The following is a 19,348-nucleotide window of genomic DNA, read 5'->3' on the forward strand; positions in this document are numbered from 1 at the left end:
GTCCGAGCGGAGCCGCGGGCGGACGCGGCGACACACAAAACATATCGCCGGGAAACCCGAACTACCTCGTCATGAGCGACGCCCACAGCGCCGAGACCGACGGCGACGCCGAGGGAGCGACCCCGGACGGCGATACCGAGGTGACCTCCGACCTCGACGACGCCGTCGAACTCGACTTCGGCGAGACCGGCCGCATCCCCGCGATTGCACAGGACGCCGACACGGGAGACGTGCTGATGCTGGCCTACGTCACCCCAGAAGCGGTCGAGCAGACCCGCGAGACCGGTCTCGCTCACTACTACTCGCGGAGCCGCGAGGAGTTGTGGCAGAAGGGTTCGACCAGCGGGCACGTCCAGCGCGTCCGGGAGGTCCGGGCCGACTGTGACGGCGACGCCCTGCTCTATCTGGTCGAGCAGGAGGGCGGCGCGTGCCACACCGGTTACGAGTCGTGTTTCTACCGCACCCTCGACGGCGAGGTCGTCGGCGAGAAAGCCTTCGACCCGGACGACGTGTATGAGTAGTACCATCGAATCCGCCACCGGCGACCTTGCGACGGCGCTCGCCGACGCGGACGCCGCCTGCCGAGAGGTGCAAGACCGCATCGACGACTACGGCGAGGAGACCGTCCGAGCGGTGGCCGACGCCTACGACCGAGCGGCCGACCTGCTCGACCGCTACGACGGGCAGGCGACCGGCACGGGCAAGGAGAACTTCAAGCACTTCATCCAGTTTCAGGAGAAGTTCGACTCGCTGGTCGAGGACTTACCCGAGGACCTGCCCGAGCGCGACGCCTTCGAGGCCGCCAACGACCGATTCGACAAGCGCCGACTGAGCGAATCGGACTTCGCGGCCGCCCGCGACCGACTCGCCGCGGCGGGCGATATCGCGGGACTGCTCGACGAGCGCCGAGAGGCCGTAGCCGAGTACCGCGAGACGCGCCGGGAGGTCGGACACGCGCTCGCGGACGTGCGCGAGGAAATCGCCGAGCGCGAGCGACTGGTCGAACTCGGCGACGCGGACCTCGACGCGCCGGTCGAAGAGATTCGAGAGCCAATCGAGGACTACAACGAGGCGGTCGCCGAGGCGTTCTCGTCGTTCAAGTCGTCAGCCAGCGCCCGCGAACTACTGTCGTTCGTCGCCGCCACCGAGGACTACTCGCTGGTCTCGTTCCGCGACCCGCCCGAGACGCTTGAAGAGTACGTTGAGACCCGCGAGGTCGGCACCGAACCTGTCTCAGAACTGCTGAAGTACGCCCGCTACTCGAACTCGAAACTCGACCACTACGTCGAGGACCCGACCGCGCTCAAGCGCGCGGTGGCGACCAACGAGACCTACCTCGAACGACTCGACGCCGACCCTCTGCAACTGGAGTGGCCACCCCGGTCGGCCGCCGACCTCCGGTGGCGCGTCGAGGAACTGGTGTCGGTCGTCGCCCGGTTCGCCGACGACGAGGTGGTCGCGGACTTGCGAGACGTGCAGTCGGTCGTCCGCGACCGAGAGCGCTTCGAGGAGTTGCGGACCGTCGCGGAGGCCGAGGCGGAACTCTCCGACGCCGAGCGCGAGAAGGTCGCCAGCGGTGCTGTGGAGGACGAACTGGCGGAGTTGCGAGCGAAGCGCAAGCGGTTGGAAGACGCGCGAGAAGAGTATCCCGAGCGGTAGGTTTCGTCCCTTTTGCTTCGACATCTCCGAAGAAATGCACTTAAATATATGTAGTAGCTATTACTTTTGTATGGGGTTGCGGCCCGTACAAGTTGCCAGCAAGTCGGGAGAGAAAAAACGCCTAAACCACGTAATCGGCGTAGACGAGTCCGGAAATCCGGACGGGACCGGTGGACCATTCGTTATTTGTGCTGTTCAGTGTCCACGTCGCCACGGGGAAAAACTCGCTAACTATCTAATCGACGCAGGACTCAATCCGTGGAGAAACAAATCCCATTCGTTATCCACATCGGATATAGCAAAAGCGACGCAAGACCGCCGGGTCGAATCGCTTATCAGTTCAATCGCTTCGACACCAGTTACATGGAGCAGCGCTGTCGGGTGGGAAGCATACAGCGTTCCAAAACGTGCGGCAATCACGTGTACAGTAGCTAGTAAGTCGTTAACTACACCGCACTCGGAGGAGAAAAGCGATTTCGACGGAGATGCGGTTCTTATCCACGATGGAGGACCTGAAACGTACGGTGAAAACCAACAATATCTTCGAAAGCAGGCAAGTGCTGAGTTCAACTCGTCGTTTCAATCCGCAATTTGTGCGGTATACGCTTCGTCGCTCCCCAAAGCGGACCTGACGTATCCCGAAGTAATCGCCGCAGATTACATTGCAGGATACGTCCGGAAGAAACTCACCACGGGAGAGGCGAGTGTCAAACAACTACCGAAGCAGGTAGAATGGGTGAGTTCGGGATGGACGTTCGAAGACGTTCAGCCGACACCGTCGTACCGTCTGCGTACGTCGGGAGCAAAACAGGCAGCAGTCGAACAGTCGCGGGTCATTGCGTGGGTAGAAGGTCGCCGTCCCCCGAAAGACGGTGTTTCGTCCGGTCGGAAATTCGAGAACGTCATCGAAAACCGAATCCATTCGGAGACGCTAACGAAGTATCTCGCTACTCTGAAACGGTAGAACGGAAGTCATCGGAACGTGAGCCACTACCTCGCGTTCCTACCCCGAACGCACCCCGCGGTTTGCAAGGGTCCGCCCGGCTTCCTCGCTTTTTAGTTACGGATTAAACATCTAAAAGGTTACGCTCGATAGAACGCGAGAGCCAGATTCTCCCCTCAGACCTCGGCCTTCGCGGCCAGCAGTTGCCCTTCCATCTCGGCGGCCAACTCCTCGGCGCGGGCCGCCTCGCGGGCCTCGGCGTAGATTCGGACCATCGGTTCGGTGCCGCTCGGGCGGGCCAGCACCCACGCGTCGCCGTAGTCGATGCGGTAGCCATCGAGCGTCGTCGTGTCGGCGTCCGACTCGTCGGCCTCGCGTTCGGCGGCGGCGAGCAGGGCGTCGCGCTCGGCGTCGGTGTCGTACTCGATGTTGATGCGGACGTTGTGGTAGCCGTCGTAGGGCGTGACGACTTCGCTGGCCGAGCGGTCGGCCAGCAGTTCGAGGAACTTGGCGGCGGTGTAGGCACCGTCGCGCGAGAGTCGGTAGTTCGGGAAGAAGATGCCGCCGTTGCCCTCGCCAGCGACCGGGACCGACGTTCCCTGCCCGCGGAGTTCGCGGATGCGGGTGATGAGGTTGGTCGAGCCAATGGGCGTGAGTTCGAGGGTCGCGTCCTGCTCGTCGGCCACATCCACGAGACGCTGGGAGACGTTGACCGCCGAGACGACAGAGTCGTCGGGGTCGAGTTCCGCGGCCGCGAGCGCCGCGAGGGTGGCGTCGCCCTCGATGTACTCGCCGTTCTCGTCGTAGAAGATGGCACGGTCGGCGTCGCCGTCGTGGGCGATTCCCACGTCGGCGTCGGTCGCTTCCACGAGTCGGCCGAGGTCGCCCAGATTCTCGGGGACGGGTTCGGGGTTCCGGCCGGGGAAGTGGCCGTCCGGTTGGCTGTTGGCGGTGACGACGCGACAGCCGAGTTTCCGGAAGAACTCGGGGCTGGTGAGCGACCCGGCACCGTGGCCGGGGTCCAGCGCGACGGTGAGGTCGGCGTCCGCGATGGTCTCGCGGTCCACGGTGTCGAGCAGTTCCGCGACGTACTCGCGGCGCGCGCCCTCCACGCGGCGGCTATCGCCGGTCTCGCTCCAGCGGGCCGACTCGAACTTCTCGGCGAGGAACTTCTGCTCGATTCGCTCTAGCTCTTCGACGGATAGTTCCACGCCGTCGATGCCGATTAGCTTGACGCCGTTGTACTCCGGCGGGTTGTGCGAGGCGGTAATCATCACGACGGGTGTCTCCTCGCGCTCGGCGTAGGCCTGCGCGCCCGGCGTCGGGATGATTCCGAGTCTGTCCACGTCCGCGCCGACGCTGGCGAGACCGCTGGCGGCCGCATCGGCCAGCATCTCGCCCGTGGCGCGGGTGTCGCGCGCGACGGCCACGCGCTCGGTCCGCCACACCGTCCCGGCGGCCTTGGCAACTTTGAGTACGAACTCGGGGGTCAACGCCTCGTTTGCGACCCCGCGAGTACCACTGGACCCGAACACTTTCATGTGGGACGCTCGGGACCCGCGGGCAAAAGTTATTCCGGAGCGCATCCACTGAGGGAGTCGTTCACCAAATTAGCGGGTTGACGAGTCGGCGTCGCGCGCAGCGAGTCGAACGACGCGAGAGGGTAAAAAGTCCGACGCGCAGAACCCGAACGTTTTCACGCCTCTCGGTCCCTTCGTCCACTATGGGCATCAGCATCGACGAGAAGCGGGTGTACGACGCCAGCGAGGGACCGACCCCGGTGTACGTCGTCGGCGAGTTCGGGGTCGCGCGCGTGGACACCTCCGACGACCTCGTGGGCGAGTTCGGACTGGCCCACCGGTGTACGGCCCGCGACGCGGCGGGGCGGGACGGACATCTCGCGGTGGCAACCGACGAGGACGTGCTGGTCGGGGTCTTCGGCGACGAACCAGATGAAGACGATGACGCTTCGGAGACCGAGTTCCGCGCGCTCGGCGTCGGTCCGGCGGTCGCGGTCGGGTTCGCCGACGGCGGTGCGGGCGGTGGTCTCGTGGCGGCCCGCGAGGACGGCACGGTCGTCCGCGAAGGCATCCCAAGAGAGTCAGCTAGCGATGACGCTCCGGACTGGACCGAACTCGACGAACTGGACGACGTGCGCGCAATCGACGGCGGCCTCGTGGCCGCCGCGTCGGGCGTTTACCGGGTCGAGGACGACAGTCTCCGGCACGTCGGCTTAGAGAGCGTCCGGGGCGTGTCCGCCACCGGGGTACCGCTGGCCGCGACCGACGACGGCCTGTACGAACTGGGCAACGGGTGGCTGGACGCGCTCGACGGCGAGTTTCGAGCGGTCAGCGCGTCGGACGCGGACGCATCTGTGTCCGCGGGCACTCTCGGCCGAGCGCACGCCGCGGGCGCGGACGGCCTGTTCGCCCACGAGGACGACGAGTGGCGGGCGGTGGAGTTGCCCGTCTCCGGGGAGGTCGTCGCGCTCGACCAGGGCGAGGGCACGTACGCGGTGACGGCGGAGGGAACGTTCCTGCTGTCGGTCGGCGACGGGTGGACCCACCAGATTCTCGGGCTTCGCGGGGTCGAGGCGGTCGCCGCGCCGTAACCCTTCCAGATTGGAATGTTATTCTCAAGTATGTGGAATTGTTTATCATATGGTTAGGATTATTTCTGCGAAGTATATCTGATTTTGACGTTGCCTCCCGTTTCGCTAAACCCGCCACACATTTAGTCTATATAGCTACGTAGGTTTATGCCTCAATTCGGGACGAAATGGGGGCATGTATTCGATCTGGGAGAACGCTACTCTCAACGCGTATTTACAGAGCATCGTCAACGAGGAGGACATCGAAGACCACCTCGTACAGGAGTCGCGCTGGAAGATTTCGTACCGGGAGTCGCAACTCGACCGTCGGGGACTCCTCGAAAAGCACGAACGCGCGACCACGCTCGACAGTTGCACTTTGGACTGGAACGACCTCGGCGTGTCCGACCAAGCACGACGGACACTTTCGGATAAGGGCGTCGGTGTCGAACATCTCCATCGCTTCTTCGCCCATCCGACCGTTCTAGCCGAGAATCCGGATCTCCTCGATTACTATCGATCCCTCGCGGGGATGTCAGAAAACCGACTCGGCGATATGAAGAGCGTCCGCGGAGCAGTTCGGTCGCTTCGTCGTTCAAATTCGATGACATTAGGCGAGAACTCGGAGTTGAATCGGCTGTGTCAGTATTTCAATTCGCTCATCAGTACGTGGGCGTCGGGACTTACAGACAAGGACCCCAAGCGGAAGGCTCTGGTTAGTGCCCTCCTCACAGAGGGAGCGGCTATCGAAGGGTCGTCTCGAAACGCCGGCGGTCGAAAGGCGGTTGTCAACGTCGCTTCGGTACTGATAGAGGACTTTTCTGAGCACGACTGTCTCGATTCCTTCGTAATAAAGGAGGGTTCGGACGACGAGTTTGAGCGGATTCCAGCTTCGAAGCTCGGTGACGAATACGTCCTCTCCGACGTATCCGGTGCGTACGACGTTCGGGAGATCGAGACTGGGAAAGGGACAGTCAACGTAGACGCGACAGAGCCAGATTTAGTCGTCTCGACCACGACCGATATCGTCGGCTACGGCGAAATCAAGGACCGAAAGGACAAGAGCAACCAATGGGAAGGCTGGCTACCGAACGTCCGAAGTAAGTTGGAAGGTTTCAAACAGAACAACCCGTCGGCGAAACGGATACTCCTTCAACCGGTCTTCACCCGTCGGATGGTCGAAGGCGAACGCGGCCACGATACCGAAGACGTTGGGGTGCGATATCTGGTAGAACAGGACCTTCTCGACGTACCATTCAATATCAACAAGATACTCGCCGACGAGTCCCACCGAGACTTCTTCGGGGCCTACGTCCGAGACGCACTCGGCTATCAAGTGGACGACCTCACGCCACCACAGGCATAATTAGAGCGCGTCGAACGTCATCTGTCTCGCGCCTTTGTCCGTAATCGGACGGAGTTCACGTATCTTTTCGGCGATGGCTTCCCCGAGTTTCGGCGGGACCGCATTCCCGTTTTGCTCGTACCAGCTGATAAACGGCCCCTCGAATATCCAACTATCCGGGAACGACTGCAAACGTGCCGCCTCTCGTACCGTGATATTTCGATTCTGTTCGGGATGGACGTACCGACCGCAAGACGGGGTACTGGACTTCCGAGTTATCGTCCCCGCCGGTCGGTCCCAGTGCATCCGGCCGTACGTATCGCAAAACGACCCCGTATCTCCCTTCTTGGCCCGCTTTTTCATCGAGTCGAGCCAGAATTCGTCTTGATGTGGTTCGGGAATGTCCATCCACGACCCACCGTCGTTCGGAATGTGGTTGAGCATAGTCACGATTCTACTTGTGTGGTTCGGAGCCTGATGCATCGAATCCGTGTCGTGGGTCTCTCCGGCTTCGACCGCCGGCAAATCACCGATAGCGTCCCGAACAGTTCGGGGCTCCTCGGTACAAGCGTCCGGAAGTTCGACTAACCGACCATCACGCCGAGCGACGATAATCGCTCGCTTCCGACGTTGCGGAACGCCGAAATCCGCCGCATTGAGAATATCGTGTTCAACTAAGTACCCGGCTTGTTTCAATATCTCGTATGTTCGTGCCCAGTACTTCTCTTTAGACCCTCGTACGAGTTCTGGAACATTTTCGATGACGAAAAACTCGGGTTGTATCTCCACGGCCAGTTCCGCACTAAAGGAGACCAGCGTGTTTCGCTCGTCGTGGTCGAAGTCGTGTTTGTTCTGATGCTGGCTGAATCCTTGACACGGAGCGCACGCGATCAGAACGTCCAGTTCGCCGCGTTCGATACCGAATTTGTCAAGCAACTCGTCTGCGGAGTAGTTAGTAACATCGCCCTGTAACGGGGTTGTTCCGATATTCGAAGCGTAGGTCGCAACCGCGTGTTCATTCTTGTCGATTGCACCGACACACTCGAACCCTGTTTGTTCGAATCCCAAACTCATTCCGCCGCAACCACAGAAGAGATCAGCATACAGAAGGGGTTCAGAAACCGATTCTTCGTTTGGCATCTGAGAGGAAATAGTCCACCCATTCGTTTAATATCTGGTGTTCCAGCAGCTCTTCTCGATACTACTGAAGCGAAAACCCAGTCCGTGTTATCCTAAGTCGATGGTCTGTATTCAATTGAAAACCGATTTACCCGCCGACGTACACCCCTCGCACATGATTATCAGCGGGTCAGCGTCCCAAGCCCTTGCGGCCGAACTCGCGGCCGCACTGGACGAACCTCTGGCGAGCGTCGAGTACGAGCGATTCCCCGACGGCGAACTGCTGGCGGGCGCGCCCGGATTCGCCGAGAGTGACGACGACCGCGCGGTCGTCGTCGCTTCGACGGTCTCCTCGGACGCCCACGTCGAACTGCTCCAGTTGCAGGACGCCGCCCGCGAGTGGGGTGCCCGAGAGGTCGTCACCGTCCTGCCGTACATGGGCTACGCCCGGCAGGACGCGGCGTTCGAGGCGGGCCACCCCGTCTCGGCCCGCGCCGTCGCCCGCGCCATCTCGTCGGGCACCGACCGCGTGTTGACGGTCAACCCCCACGAGGAGGCGGTCTGTGACTTCTTCGACGTGCCCGCCGAACCGGTGGACGCCGCGGGGCAACTCGCCGACCCGCTCCCCGACGACCTCGCAGAGCCGGTCTTCCTCTCGCCCGACGAGGGCGCGCTGGACATCGCCGCGACGGTCCGGGAGACCTACGGCGCGGGCGAGACCGACTACTTCGAGAAAGTGCGCCACTCCGGGAGCGAGGTCGAATTGACCCCGAGCGACACCGACGTGTCGGGCCGGGACGTGGTCGTGACCGACGACATCATCGCCACCGGATCAACGATGTCCGGTGCGGTCGAAATCCTGAACAAGAAAGGCGCTTCGCGGGTGTTCGTCACCTGCGTCCACCCGATGCTGGCCGCCGACGCGTACACGAAGCTCTCGAAGGCGGGCGTCGAAGCGATTTACGGGACGGATACCATCGAGCGGCCGGTGAGCGAGGTTTCGGTGGCGTCCGCGATTGTGGAAGAACTGTAACCGTTTCGAAAAGGATATTCTCCTCGTAGCCAGTCGATTCGCATGGCCGACTTCGGCTCCCTCCTTGACGACGGACTCGCGGCGCTCGGCGTCGTGTTGGTCTCGTTTCCCGGTCTCGCGGTGTTCGACGCGCTTGACAAAGTCGGCGAGGAGTCGCTACGTACGTTCCTCGCTATCGTCGTTCTCTGTGCGCTCGTCGCCGGACCGTTCTATCGTCGGCGTGGCGGTGACATCGGCGACCTCGGGTCGTTCGTGTTCGCGCTTACGGCCGTCGAGATGTGTCTCGGCCTCGTCGTACCGGTCGCCGAATCGCTGTTGGATCTCGGGAATCCCTCACCGATCGGAAGCCCGGCCGGTATCGCGCTCGTCGGGGTCGCCTACTTGACGGCGTACTGGCTGGTCTACCGCGACGGCTACGACAGAGCGAAAGCGGCCGTGCGGCGATAGTAGGCCGCTACAGATCGGTACTGCTACGTTCTACGCCTCCGCTTCCGCCAACGCCGCCACCGCAATCATCATCGTGACGCCTTCGACTTCCCACTCCTTGCGGTGGCCGTCCTCGACGGACCCCACCTCGTCGGCGCGGACTTCCTCTTTCACGAGGTTCATGTGTTCGTCAACGAGGTCGGCCACGCGCTCGTCGGCCACGTCGAGTTCGAGGCGGATGCGCTCCTCGATGTCGAGGTCCATCTCCTTGCGCATCTCTTGGACTCGGCGGATGACCTCGCGGGCGTACCCCTCGCTCTCGATGTCCTCGGTGAGTTCGGTGTCCACGTAGACGACGCCGCGCTGGTCGTCGTCGGTGTCGTAGCCGACGCCGGTGACTCCTTCGGGCGTCTGCGTGACGAACTCGACCATCTCGTCGGTCAGGGACACGTCCTCGCCGAGGTCGTCCTCGACCGCGGTTTCGAGCGCCGAGAGGGTCGGGTCGGCCACGCGGGCGTCGTTGAGCGCCTGCATGACTCGTCCCGCGTCGTCGCCGAACTCCGGTCCGAGGAGGCTCATGTCGGCCTCGGCGCTGTAGTGGAGTTCGCCCCAGTCCTCGCCGGGCGCGACGAGTTCGATTTCGCGGGCGTTGAGTCGGTCGGCCAGCAGGTCGCGGTGGCGCTCGACGGCCTCGACCGTGCGCTCGTCGTCGGCGGTGACGACGATGCGCGTGATGGGCCAGCGAAGCTTTCGCTCGGCCTGCTGGCGGGCGTTCGACCCCGCCTCCTCGATGGCGCGCAGAAGCGTCACGTCGGTCTCCAGTTGGGCGTCCTGCCAGTATTCGTCAACCTCGGGCCAGTCGAGCATGTGGACCGTCTCGTGGCCCTCCTCGCCCGTGAGCGTGCCGTAGATGGTCTCCGTGACGAACGGCGCGTAGGGTGCCAGCAGGGCGACGACCGTGGTCAGCACCTCGTAGAACGTGGCGTAGGCCGCCAGCTTGGAGGAGCTGTCGTCTTCCTCCCACATGCGCTCGCGGACGACCTGAATGTAGAACCGCGACACGTCCTCGACCACGAAGTTCAGGAGTACGTCGAGTGCCTTGTCCTGCCGGTAGTCCTCCCAGTGGTCGGACATCTCGGCGACGACCGACTGGAGGCGTGCGAGGACCCACTCGTCAACGAGTTCGAGGTCGTCGTCCACATCGTCGAGCGTGGTCTCGTTCGGGTCGAAGTCGTCCAGTCGCATGTAGGGAAGCGGGAACCGGAAGACGTTCCAGAGGATGTTGAGGTCCCGCTGCATCTCGCTCGTCTCGTCGTACGAGAAACGCATGTCCTCGCCCTGCGGGTTCGACGAGAGCAGGAACATCCGCATCGGGTCGGTGCCGTACTCCTCAATGACCTCGTTGGGGTCCACGAGGATGCCCTTGGACTTGGACATGCCGCGGCCGTCGGGCATGTTGGCGTAGCCGTGCATCAGCACCTCGTCGTAGGGAATCTCGCCGACCGCGGCGGTCCCCATGCCGAGTTGCGACCAGAACCACCCGCGGGTCTGGTCGTGGGCCTCCATGATGAGGTCGGCGGGCCACAGTTCCTCGAACTCCTCGTCCTTCTCGGGGTAATCGAGGGTGCCCCACGAGGCGACCGAGGAGTCGAGCCACACGTCGAACACGTCGCCGACGCGGGTGTAGGTCGTGCCGTCCTCGGTGATTGTAAGGTCGTCCACGGTGCCCTTGTGGAGGTCCACGTCGTCGGGGTCGATGTCTTGGTCTACCTTCTCGGCGAGTTCTTCGCGGGTGCCGACGACGACGACGTTCTCCATGCTTCCGTCCCAATCTTCGGGAGTCCAAATCGGGATGGGGATGCCCCAGTAGCGCTGGCGGGAGACGTTCCAGTCGGGCGCGTCCTCCACGAAGTCCCGGAAGCGGTTGTCTCGCGCCCAGTCGGGGTGCCACTCGCTGTCCTCGATGTTATCGAGGAGTTGGTCTTTCACGTCGGTAATCGTGATGAACCACTGGTCGGTGACGATTTGGAGGATACCCGTGTCACAGCGCCAACAGTGGCCGTAGCTGTGCGTGGTGGTCCCCGACGAGAGCATCAGCCCCGCATCTTCGAGGTCGGCGATGATTTCGTCGTCTGCGTCCTTGACGTACTGTCCGGCGTACTTGCCCGCCGAGTCGTCGTAGACGCCGTCGCCCTCGACCGGACAGAAGATACCGAGACCGAGTTCGCGGCCGCGCTCGAAGTCCTCTTCACCGTGGCCGGGCGCGGAGTGGACCAGACCGGTGCGGTCCACTTCCACGTAGTCGGCGGTGTAGACCTGCAGGGCGTCGTCTCCTTCGGCGTGGTCGGGGACCTCCTCGTGGAGGGGATGGTCGTACTCCCATCCGACCATCTCCTCGCCCGTCACCTCGCCTTCGATTTCGTAGTCGTCGTAGCGGCCCTTCTTCAGGACCGACTCGACGCATCCGTCCGCAAGGTAGAGGACTTCCTCCGCCCCGTCCTTTTCGGCGCGCACCTGTTGGTACGTCACGTCGCCGTCCACCGCGACGAAGGTGTTTGCGGGGATGGTCCACGGCGTGGTGGTCCAGATGACGAGATAGCCCTCTCGATCGCGCAGGGGGAACTTGACGTAGATGGAGGGGTCTTCTACGTCCTCGTACTCGACCTCGTTGTTGGCGATGGCGGTCTCACAGCGCGGGCACTGAGAGATAGAACGCTGGCCCTGCTCGACGAGACCCTTCTGGTGGGCCTGCTCGAAGCCCCACCACGCCGCCTCCATGTACTCGGGGTTGACCGTCTTGTACGGGTTGTCCCAGTCCATCCAGACGCCGAAGGATTTGAAGTCCTCCTGCAGGCCGTGGAGTTGGTCCTCGGCGAACTCCTTGCACTCGTCGATGAAGTTCTCCTCGCCGAACTCCTCGATGTCCTTCTTATTCTCGAAGCCCAACTGCTCCTCGACCTTCGTCTCGATGGGCAGGCCGTGCATGTCGTAGCCCGGCCGGTCGGTCACGTCGTAGCCTTGCATCCGGAGATAGCGGATGTAGGCGTCCTTCAGGGTCTTGTTCCACGTCGTCCCCATGTGGGCCGCGCCGGAAGTGTAGGGCGGGCCGTCAACGAAAAAGAACGTCTCGGCGTCGGCGCGATGCTCCTTGGTCTTCTCGTAGGCGTCAACCTCGTCCCAGTAGTCGAACACCCGGTCTTCGACCTCGCCGGGTTCGTACTGGTCGTCTACCTCCTCGAACCTGCTCATACCTGTCCTGTGCTTCTACTGAGTTAAATCGGGTTCGGTTGTGCAGTTGGGTCTGTCTCCGGCGAGAGGCGACTCCTCGACACCGAGACGCTGGAGGACGTGGAGGACCGCGCTCGCGCACACGACGAAGAAACAGAATCCTTCGTGCGGTCGTCGTGACCGTCTCCGGACCGCTCGAAGCGGTAGAGAAGCCTCAAAATTGATACCCCGCGCCCTCGAAAGCCCAGACACCCATGAGTCAAGACGACTGCATCTTTTGCCAAATCGTCGCTGGCGACATCCCGAGTCGCAAAGTCTTCGAGGACGACACCGCGATGGCGTTCCTCGACGCGAACCCCCTCTCACCGGGTCACACGCTCGTCATCCCGAAGAACCACTACGAGACGCTCGAAGACACCCCCGAGGACGTGGCCGCCCACGTCTTCGGCGCGCTCCACCGCCTAAACACTGCGGTCGAACACGCCGTGGACGCCGACGGCACCAACGTCGCGTTCAACAACGGCGAGGCCGCCGGACAGGAGGTCCCGCACGTCCACGGCCACATCATCCCGCGGTTCGACGGCGACGGCGGCAACCCCATCCATGCCGTGGCGGGCCAGCGCCCGGACCTCACCGACGCGGAACTGGACGACATCGCCGAGGACATCCACACCCAGCGCGACTGAGCGACCCTGCCGCCGGACCGACCAAGCGTACCCTTTTATATCGAAACGAAGCAATCCCGGACTAATGACACACTCGACTGCCGCGCTCGTCGGCGCGACCGGCGGCGCTGGCACGACTCGACTCGCCGTCGAACTCGGTGCGACCCTCGCGCGCGACGGCCGCGAGGTCGCCGTCCTCGACGCCGCCTTCGCCACGGAGGGGTTGGCGCGTCACCTCTCGGGCCGCATCGACCCCGACGTGACGACCCTGCTCACCGAGGACCGACCGCTCGCCGAGGGCCTGCGCGAACATCCCGCGACCGCCGACCTCGCGGGCCGACTCGAACTCTGTCCGGCCCGCGGTCCGTTCGAGCGACTGGCCCGCGCGAAGACCGCCGACGCCGCACAGCGGTTTTCGGCGTTGCTCGCCGAAGCCGCCGAGAGGTTCGACCACGTACTCGTAGACGCGCCCCCCGTCGCCGCGAATCAGGCCGTCGCTGCGGTGACGAGCGCCGACCGCGTCACGGTCGTCGCGCCCGCGAGTGAGCGCGGCGTGGACGCGGTCCAGCGCACCCGCGGGCGAGTCGCGGACGTTGGCGCGAGCGTGGACGCCGTGGTCGCCAACCGCGCCGACCCCGAACATCCGCTCCGGAGTGCCGACGCTGCGGTGCCGGTGAGCGACGCCTCGGGCGTCGAGGGCGCGCCCGCCAGCGCGCCCGACCCGGAAGCTACTCTCGCGCCCGCGGTGGCGAACGCCGCGGAGGTCATCTTCGACGCCGAACTGGAACTGACGTTCGAGGACCCCGGACTGTTCGACTTCGAAGTCGGAGAGTTCGTTCCCGACGCGCTCTCGCAGTAGTGCCACCAATAAATTCAATTACTATAACAGAAGAATATTAGTAACAGGAGATAATACACTTCTATTGGAGGTGAAACGAATGATCCCCATTACGCTATTCGACTGCGGACGCCACAAGTGTCTCCCGAGACCGTGACTGCGAGTCGTATCGTCCACAAACCATCCCCGCCGCATTACTTCTTGCTTCCGCGAGCGCGTCCGTCACGACCGATTTAGGCTACCCTTCATAGCAAGCCTCCAACGTCGCTCATCGTCTCTGCCAGTGCCTCCCGGTTGTCCGACGTTCCGGTCGCTTCCATCGTACCCTCCACGACCCCCCGAACCCCGTCGAGCGGTTCGTGGGTCTCGACGAACGTCGCCAGCGCGAACTCCGTCTCCGACGCGCCCGCGAGTTCGCGGGCCTCGGTCCGTGAGAGGTCGGCCGCCAGCCAGTCGCGCAGAATCTCGTGGGCGCGGGGCGTCAACGGTGAGATGCCCTCGCATCCGAGAAGGTAGAGCGTCTTCGCCGCCGTAATCGGTGCAACGCCCGCCTCGTGGGCGGCGTCACCGACCGACGTGCCAGCAGTGTGAGACTCGACAATTTCGGCCGCGGAGGTCGCATCGCAGGGCAGGTCGTCGGCGAACTCGGCGAGTCGCTCCCGGAGTGAGTCTTCCGTGGCGTCCACCGACGCGACGCCGCGGTCGCGTTGCTCGGTGGTGACTTCCAGTCCGTCCGCGATGTCCGAGAGCGTCACGTCCGAGGGTTGTCTCCTCACCGACTTAAATCTCGGCGACAGGTATCGAATCTGATAACCGTGGCGGTCGAAGAGCCTACCAGTTACCGGTAGGCTCTTGCCGCTCGCGTCGGGCGTTTCCACCCACATCGACCTTCCTTTAAATAGGATTTCGGGCGAAGTTTCGACTGTGATGAGCAAAGCACACCCACCTTCCCGGACCTGTCCGGAGTGCGACGGCCGACTGACACCCGACGGCGGCGAGACTATCTGTGACGACTGCGGCCTCGTCGTCTCGGAGGACCGAATCGACCGCGGCCCGGAGTGGCGGTCGTTCGCGGACGACGACACGCAGAAAGAGCGCACCGGCGCGCCCCTCACCCGGTCGCGCCACGACCGCGGTCTGACAACCGAAATCGGCCACGACGGCGACCTGCGACTGACGGGGCGCAAGCGGCGGCGCGTCGCCCGGATGCGCAAACACCACGACAGAGCGAAAATCGGCTCGAAGACCGAGCGCAATCAGGTGTACGCCTTCACCGAGATTCGGCGACTGGTGAGTTCGCTCGACCTCTCGAAGAACGTTCGGGACCGCGCCTGCGTGCTGTTCGAGTCGGCCCAGTCCGAGGACCTGCTCCGCGGTCGGTCGCTGGAGGGGTTCACCGCCGCGGCGGTGTACGCGACCTGCCGGACGACGTCGGTCTCGCGCACGCTGGACGAGGTACTGGACGTGGCGCGAGCGACCCGGAGCGAACTCAAAACCGCTTACGACGCGATGAACACCGACCTCGGCCTGCCGACTGGTCCCATCGACCCGACGGAGTATCTGCCGCGGTTCGCCAGTAGACTCGACCTTCCCACAGAAATCGAGCGCGAGGCGGCCCAACTGGTCGAGAAGGGCCACGACGAGAATCTCGTCTCGGGGCGCAACCCCGGCGGATTCGCCGCGGCGTGCCTGTACGCCGCGGCGCGGGAAACGCGCCACCGGATGACCCAGAAGGAGGCCGCCGAAGTCGCCGACGTGACGGCAGTGACGCTCCGCTCGGCGTACAAGGACCTACAGGACTGACCCGGCGACTGTTTCTGCCAACTCCGCGAATCGCCCGGCGGGGTCGCTTCCGGGCGCGAGTTCCGCCACCGGCGACCCGTTGCGCCGCGCGCGCCCGACTCGTTCGTCGTCGGGAATCGCCACGACCGGCGCGCCGAGCGCCCGCCGGACCCGTTCGGTCGGTGGACTCTCGCCGGTCCGATTGAGTGCGACCGCGGCCAGTCCCGCGTCGAGTTCGCGGGCGAGCGCGCGAGTCCGGAGCGCGTCGGCCAGCGCGAACTCCTGCGGTACGGTGACGAGGACGACTGCGTCGGCCGCCAACAAGGGCATTCCCGCGTCGGCGGATAGCCCCGCGGGGCAATCGACGACCACCGCGCCATAGGCGTCTTCGACCGCTCGGACCGCCCCGGCGAGTCGGGTCACGTCGCCCGCGCGCGCTCCGGCGAGAGTGCGCCCGCACGGGAGCAGTCGGACCGGACCGTTCTCGCAGACTGCTTCGAGAGGGTCGGCCCGTCCGGCAAGCACGTCGTGGAGGTCCGGACCGCGCCGGGCCGCGAGGTCCGCCATGGCGAGGTCGGCGTCCACGACCACGGCGTCGAACTGCGCGCCGAGTTCGAACGCGACGGTGGACTTGCCGACGCCGCCTTTCCCGCCTGCGATGGCCAGAATCACGGCGACCTCCGTCCCCGGCGGTCGGTCCGGTCGTCGCCTCGCGGGCGCTCGCTTCGGTCGCCACTCCGAAGCGCCTCGATTCGACTCTCGACTCGTTCGAGCGCGGCACGGTCTTCGGGCGTCGGGGCGAGCGATTCGGTCCCGTCGTCGGCGCTCCGCGCTCGCTCCTCGACGGCCGAGAGCCACGATTCGACGGATTCGGGGACCGGCGCGTCGGGTTCGGGAGCGTCGTCCGGCGCGGGAACCGCGTCGGCGGGCGGCCGCGGGTCGCCGAGCGCCCGGACGACGCCCTCGGGCGTCGCCTCGTCGGCGAACGCGTCGGGGTGGGTCTCGGACGCTGACGCCCCGGCGCGCTCGCTCCAGACGAGTGTCGCCGGGGGTTCCGTGGTGGAGTCGCCGTCGGCGACGGGACTCGCGTACCCGAGCGCGCGACACTCACGAGGTGGGACGACGCCCTCGAAACCCCCGTCGTCCCACCCGGCCGCGGGGACGCCCTCGCGGCGCGGCGGCCGGACCGGGCCGGAGAGGCGATTTCCGACCCGGACCCGACGGGCCGCGTCGGTCGGGTTCCTGACGACGAGTTCCACGAGCGCGACGCCCGCTTGGCGTTCGACCTGCCAATCGAGTTCGAGCATGGCCGAGGTTCGTCACGTCCTCGGTGATAAAGGTGGACGCGGTTGACGGGTCGAGAGTCTGCCGGTGGAGAACGAAGCGTCCACTTTTGAGAAATATTCGTATTGCTAAAAAAACTCTATAGTTAGTCAAACCCTAACCACAGGTTCGTCCAGCCACTGCGAAACCGCCTCGACGCCGCCGAACGAGTCGGCACCCCGAGCGACCGCGACGGGCGCGTCGAGGTCGGCCGCGCGGGCGACGGCGAGCGCCGTCGAAACTGACGGCGCGACACCCTCCGGAACTTCCCCGCGAGCGTCCTCGAACGCGCCGCGGACCGCGTCGGCCAACGTCTCGCGGACGCTCCGCTGGAGATTCGCTTCGCGGTCTTCGAGTCTCAGTCGCTCCCGGCGGCGCTCGCGGTCGGCCCGCGCCCGTTCGCGGGCGCGGGCCAGCGCCTGTTCGGCGGCGATGCGCTCGGTCTCGACCTCCGAGAGGCGGCGGGTCGCCTCGGCGAGTTCGGTCTCGGCGGCGGCAGGGTCGGCGTCCGCCTCGCGGAGCGCCTGCACCCGGCCCCGGACGGTGGCGACACGCTCGCGCAACTCCTCGGCGGCGTCACCCGTCTCGGCGACTCGGCGGCGGGCCTCGCGGAGGTCCACCGCCGACACGTCCAGCGCGTCGAGGCGCTCGCGGACCGCCGCGAGTTCGTCGGCCTGCGGCGCGGTGTGGTCCCGCGAGCGCGCTGCCGCGGCGAGCGCAGGACGGAGCGAAACGTCCGTCCCGGCGCGAATCGCGCCGACGTGGGCGTGAGCCGGGCCGGGCGACGGGCACTCGATGGTGAGACCGTTCGGTGGCGAATCGGTGCTGGCAGGACCGTCGGCCCCGTCGCACCGAATCGCCTCGGTGACCTCGGCGACGGTGCAATCGCGCCCTCGGAGGTCGATGGCCCGGCCCGTTAGGGTCTCCCCGGCCACGCGCACCCTCATAGCTCGCTATCGCCCATTGCGTCGGCGTCGGGGTGGTCGGTCCCGACGGCGAACTTGGCGTAGGGCGTACTCGGGTTCTCGCGGTCCTCGTAGGCCGCGGCGGCGTCGCGGACCGATTCGGGCGCGTCCTCGAACTCGTTGAACGGCGCGGTGCGCTCGACCTGTACGTCACCGTCGTGCTTCGCGCGGAGGCGGAGCGCGAGAAACGCGCCGAGTTCGGTCGCCTCCAGCAGGGCGGCGCGGCCGAACCGCTGGACGACGGTCTCTTCGTGTCCGTTACAGACGTTTCGGAGCGTCTGGCGCGCGGCCCGCGAGTACGTCACGACCAGTAGCACGGGCGTAGGTTGCGCCACTCCGCAATTTAAAAGTACCCTATCGGCTCCGAACGACCCTCTCGCCGTCTTCGAGTTCGACCACCGTATCGAACAGCGAGGTGAGCGTACTTATTGTCTGCTGGTCGCAGGCGTTGGGGTCGAGGTGGAAATGCGCGGTCACGTCGGCGGTGTTAAATCGGCCAGTCAGGACGTGAAGGAACTTGTACACCGTCTGGAGGTCGGCGTACTGGAGCAGGGCCGTCAGCGAGTCGAAGCAGGCGACGGTCTCGTTGCCGTTGTCGCCCCACTCCTGTAGAATCTCGCTGAGTTTGATACCGAGACCCGTCAGGTCACCGGGGTTCGACAACGGTTCGACGATGTCGTTCGACGGTCCGCCGTCGCCGCCCGCCGCCGTCGAGGCCGAGCGCGTCGTCTCCCCGACGGTGACGATTCGCGCGTTCCGAGGTTGCTCGTCGGTGCGGGACAACCAGTCACGAACGCAGGCGTCGGGCGAGCGAGTGTAGGCGACCCACAGGACGTTCTCGCCACGCGAGTCCGGGAGCGTGAGCAGGTCGTGGCAGGTCTCGTCGGTCTCGGCGTGAATCGACGGCGTCAGTAAGAGCACACAGGTCCCCTGCTCGATATCGCTGTGAAGTGACTCGCTCTCGTGGTTACCCTTGCTTCGCATCTGTAGTGTCCTAGCGTGTTGTTTGACTAGCCGGTGATACGTCCGAACGACTACTACTACGGGAACCTCGCTTATTTATCTATCTAAAAATCCGGGCAGATAAGTTCCGTTCTCCCAGAGCGTCGGTCGAACTGTCCTATCGCCGTCGAACGACCGCCTTCGCTGTCGTCAACGTACCTCGCACAGTTCGAACCCCGACGCCTCGCCGTCAACTCGCTCGGCCACGCGCTCGCGGGCTTGCCCCTCCGACTCCGCGACGACGACGACGCCGTCGGCCTGCTCGGTCCCCGAGGCGCGGTAGACCGACAACTCCTCGTCTTCGAACTCGGTGGCGTAGGTCCGGAGAACGTTCACGACGCGGCGCTCGGTCGCGCGGAGGTCGGTCTCACCCGACTCGAAGTCGGCCAGCGCCTCCTCGACGTTCCGGAGCGCGGAGATTCGGTCCATG

At 64.7% G+C, this 19,348-nt stretch carries 19 protein-coding genes; 9 read left to right on the forward strand and 10 right to left on the reverse strand.

The features are described 5' to 3' along the window. Window positions 1-71: 71 nt before the first annotated feature. On the forward strand, window positions 72-521 hold the full coding sequence (gene hisI / locus EP007_RS05620) for a phosphoribosyl-AMP cyclohydrolase (RefSeq protein ID WP_128476717.1): 450 nt from the start codon (window positions 72-74) through the stop codon (window positions 519-521). Beyond that, on the forward strand, window positions 514-1,659 hold the full coding sequence (locus EP007_RS05625) for a DUF7118 family protein (protein WP_128476718.1): 1,146 nt from the start codon (window positions 514-516) through the stop codon (window positions 1,657-1,659). Before hisI ends, EP007_RS05625 begins: the two co-directional genes overlap by 8 nt. Before the next feature lie 1,119 nt (window positions 1,660-2,778). Here the strand turns inward: EP007_RS05625 and glmM are convergent. Next, window positions 2,779-4,143: a phosphoglucosamine mutase gene (gene glmM, locus EP007_RS05630; protein ID WP_128476719.1), complete on the reverse strand. Its 1,365-nt coding sequence runs from the start codon at window positions 4,141-4,143 to the stop codon at window positions 2,779-2,781. Between the two features lie 182 nt (window positions 4,144-4,325). Between glmM and EP007_RS05635 the strand changes: the two genes are divergently transcribed. Both EP007_RS05635 and EP007_RS05640 read left to right on the forward strand, forming a co-directional pair. Then, window positions 4,326-5,213 (forward strand): HVO_0234 family beta-propeller protein, encoded by an 888-nt coding sequence (locus EP007_RS05635; protein ID WP_128476720.1) that lies wholly within the window; start codon window positions 4,326-4,328, stop codon window positions 5,211-5,213. A 358-nt stretch (window positions 5,214-5,571) separates the two neighbouring features. After that, window positions 5,572-6,558 (forward strand): XcyI family restriction endonuclease, encoded by a 987-nt coding sequence (locus tag EP007_RS05640; protein ID WP_166035454.1) that lies wholly within the window; start codon window positions 5,572-5,574, stop codon window positions 6,556-6,558. Here EP007_RS05640 and EP007_RS05645 read toward each other — a convergent pair whose 3' ends face one another. Further along, on the reverse strand, window positions 6,559-7,677 hold the full coding sequence (locus tag EP007_RS05645; RefSeq protein ID WP_128476722.1) for a DNA cytosine methyltransferase: 1,119 nt from the start codon (window positions 7,675-7,677) through the stop codon (window positions 6,559-6,561). Between the two features lie 154 nt (window positions 7,678-7,831). On the opposite strand from EP007_RS05645, the gene EP007_RS05650 reads away from it, so the two are divergent. Next, a complete protein-coding gene (locus tag EP007_RS05650; protein ID WP_128476723.1) occupies window positions 7,832-8,689 on the forward strand; it encodes a ribose-phosphate diphosphokinase in 858 nt (285 codons plus the stop codon). A 42-nt stretch (window positions 8,690-8,731) separates the two neighbouring features. Then, window positions 8,732-9,136 (forward strand): hypothetical protein, encoded by a 405-nt coding sequence (locus EP007_RS05655; RefSeq protein ID WP_128476724.1) that lies wholly within the window; start codon window positions 8,732-8,734, stop codon window positions 9,134-9,136. 30 nt (window positions 9,137-9,166) lie between these two features. Here EP007_RS05655 and ileS read toward each other — a convergent pair whose 3' ends face one another. Then, entirely contained in the window at window positions 9,167-12,364 is a 3,198-nt protein-coding gene (ileS, locus tag EP007_RS05660; RefSeq protein ID WP_128476725.1) for an isoleucine--tRNA ligase, read from the reverse strand. Between the two features lie 233 nt (window positions 12,365-12,597). Between ileS and EP007_RS05665 the strand changes: the two genes are divergently transcribed. Next, entirely contained in the window at window positions 12,598-13,029 is a 432-nt protein-coding gene (locus EP007_RS05665; protein ID WP_128476726.1) for an HIT family protein, read from the forward strand. Window positions 13,030-13,093: 64 nt separating this feature from the next. After that, complete coding sequence (locus EP007_RS05670) at window positions 13,094-13,867, forward strand: AAA family ATPase (protein WP_128476727.1); 774 nt, start codon at window positions 13,094-13,096, stop codon at window positions 13,865-13,867. Window positions 13,868-14,091: 224 nt separating this feature from the next. On the opposite strand, the gene EP007_RS05675 is transcribed toward EP007_RS05670, so the two are convergent. Continuing rightward, a complete protein-coding gene (locus EP007_RS05675) occupies window positions 14,092-14,601 on the reverse strand; it encodes a DUF7858 family protein (RefSeq protein ID WP_128478512.1) in 510 nt (169 codons plus the stop codon). Between the two features lie 172 nt (window positions 14,602-14,773). Here EP007_RS05675 and EP007_RS05680 point away from each other — a divergent pair, with 172 nt between their 5' ends. Beyond that, window positions 14,774-15,649 carry a transcription initiation factor IIB gene (locus EP007_RS05680; protein WP_128476728.1) on the forward strand — a complete coding sequence of 292 codons (876 nt, stop codon included), beginning with the start codon at window positions 14,774-14,776 and terminating at the stop codon, window positions 15,647-15,649. Here EP007_RS05680 and EP007_RS05685 read toward each other — a convergent pair. The 6 genes from EP007_RS05685 to EP007_RS05710 all read right to left on the reverse strand — a co-directional run bounded on the left by EP007_RS05685 (window position 15,638) and on the right by EP007_RS05710 (window position 19,347). Further along, window positions 15,638-16,300, reverse strand: coding sequence for an AAA family ATPase (locus tag EP007_RS05685; RefSeq protein ID WP_128476729.1), 663 nt, complete (start codon window positions 16,298-16,300; stop codon window positions 15,638-15,640). The two genes, EP007_RS05680 and EP007_RS05685, sit on opposite strands and share 12 nt — an antisense overlap. Beyond that, a complete protein-coding gene (locus EP007_RS05690) occupies window positions 16,297-16,935 on the reverse strand; it encodes a DUF7857 domain-containing protein (protein WP_128476730.1) in 639 nt (212 codons plus the stop codon). Before EP007_RS05690 ends, EP007_RS05685 begins: the two co-directional genes overlap by 4 nt. A gap of 126 nt (window positions 16,936-17,061) precedes the next feature. Then, window positions 17,062-17,898, reverse strand: a complete 837-nt coding sequence (locus EP007_RS05695) for a DUF7856 family protein (RefSeq protein WP_128476731.1) — start codon at window positions 17,896-17,898, stop codon at window positions 17,062-17,064. Next, window positions 17,895-18,233, reverse strand: a complete 339-nt coding sequence (locus EP007_RS05700; RefSeq protein WP_128476732.1) for a DUF7855 family protein — start codon at window positions 18,231-18,233, stop codon at window positions 17,895-17,897. The genes EP007_RS05695 and EP007_RS05700 overlap by 4 nt, the downstream gene beginning before the upstream one ends. A 37-nt stretch (window positions 18,234-18,270) precedes the next feature. Next, window positions 18,271-18,900, reverse strand: coding sequence for a DUF835 domain-containing protein (locus EP007_RS05705; RefSeq protein WP_243700451.1), 630 nt, complete (start codon window positions 18,898-18,900; stop codon window positions 18,271-18,273). 168 nt (window positions 18,901-19,068) lie between these two features. Next, window positions 19,069-19,347, reverse strand: coding sequence for a DUF7854 family protein (locus EP007_RS05710; protein ID WP_128476733.1), 279 nt, complete (start codon window positions 19,345-19,347; stop codon window positions 19,069-19,071). Window position 19,348 lies beyond the last annotated feature (1 nt).

This window comes from Halorussus pelagicus (assembly GCF_004087835.1).
GTDB classification, from domain to species: domain Archaea; phylum Halobacteriota; class Halobacteria; order Halobacteriales; family Haladaptataceae; genus Halorussus; species Halorussus pelagicus.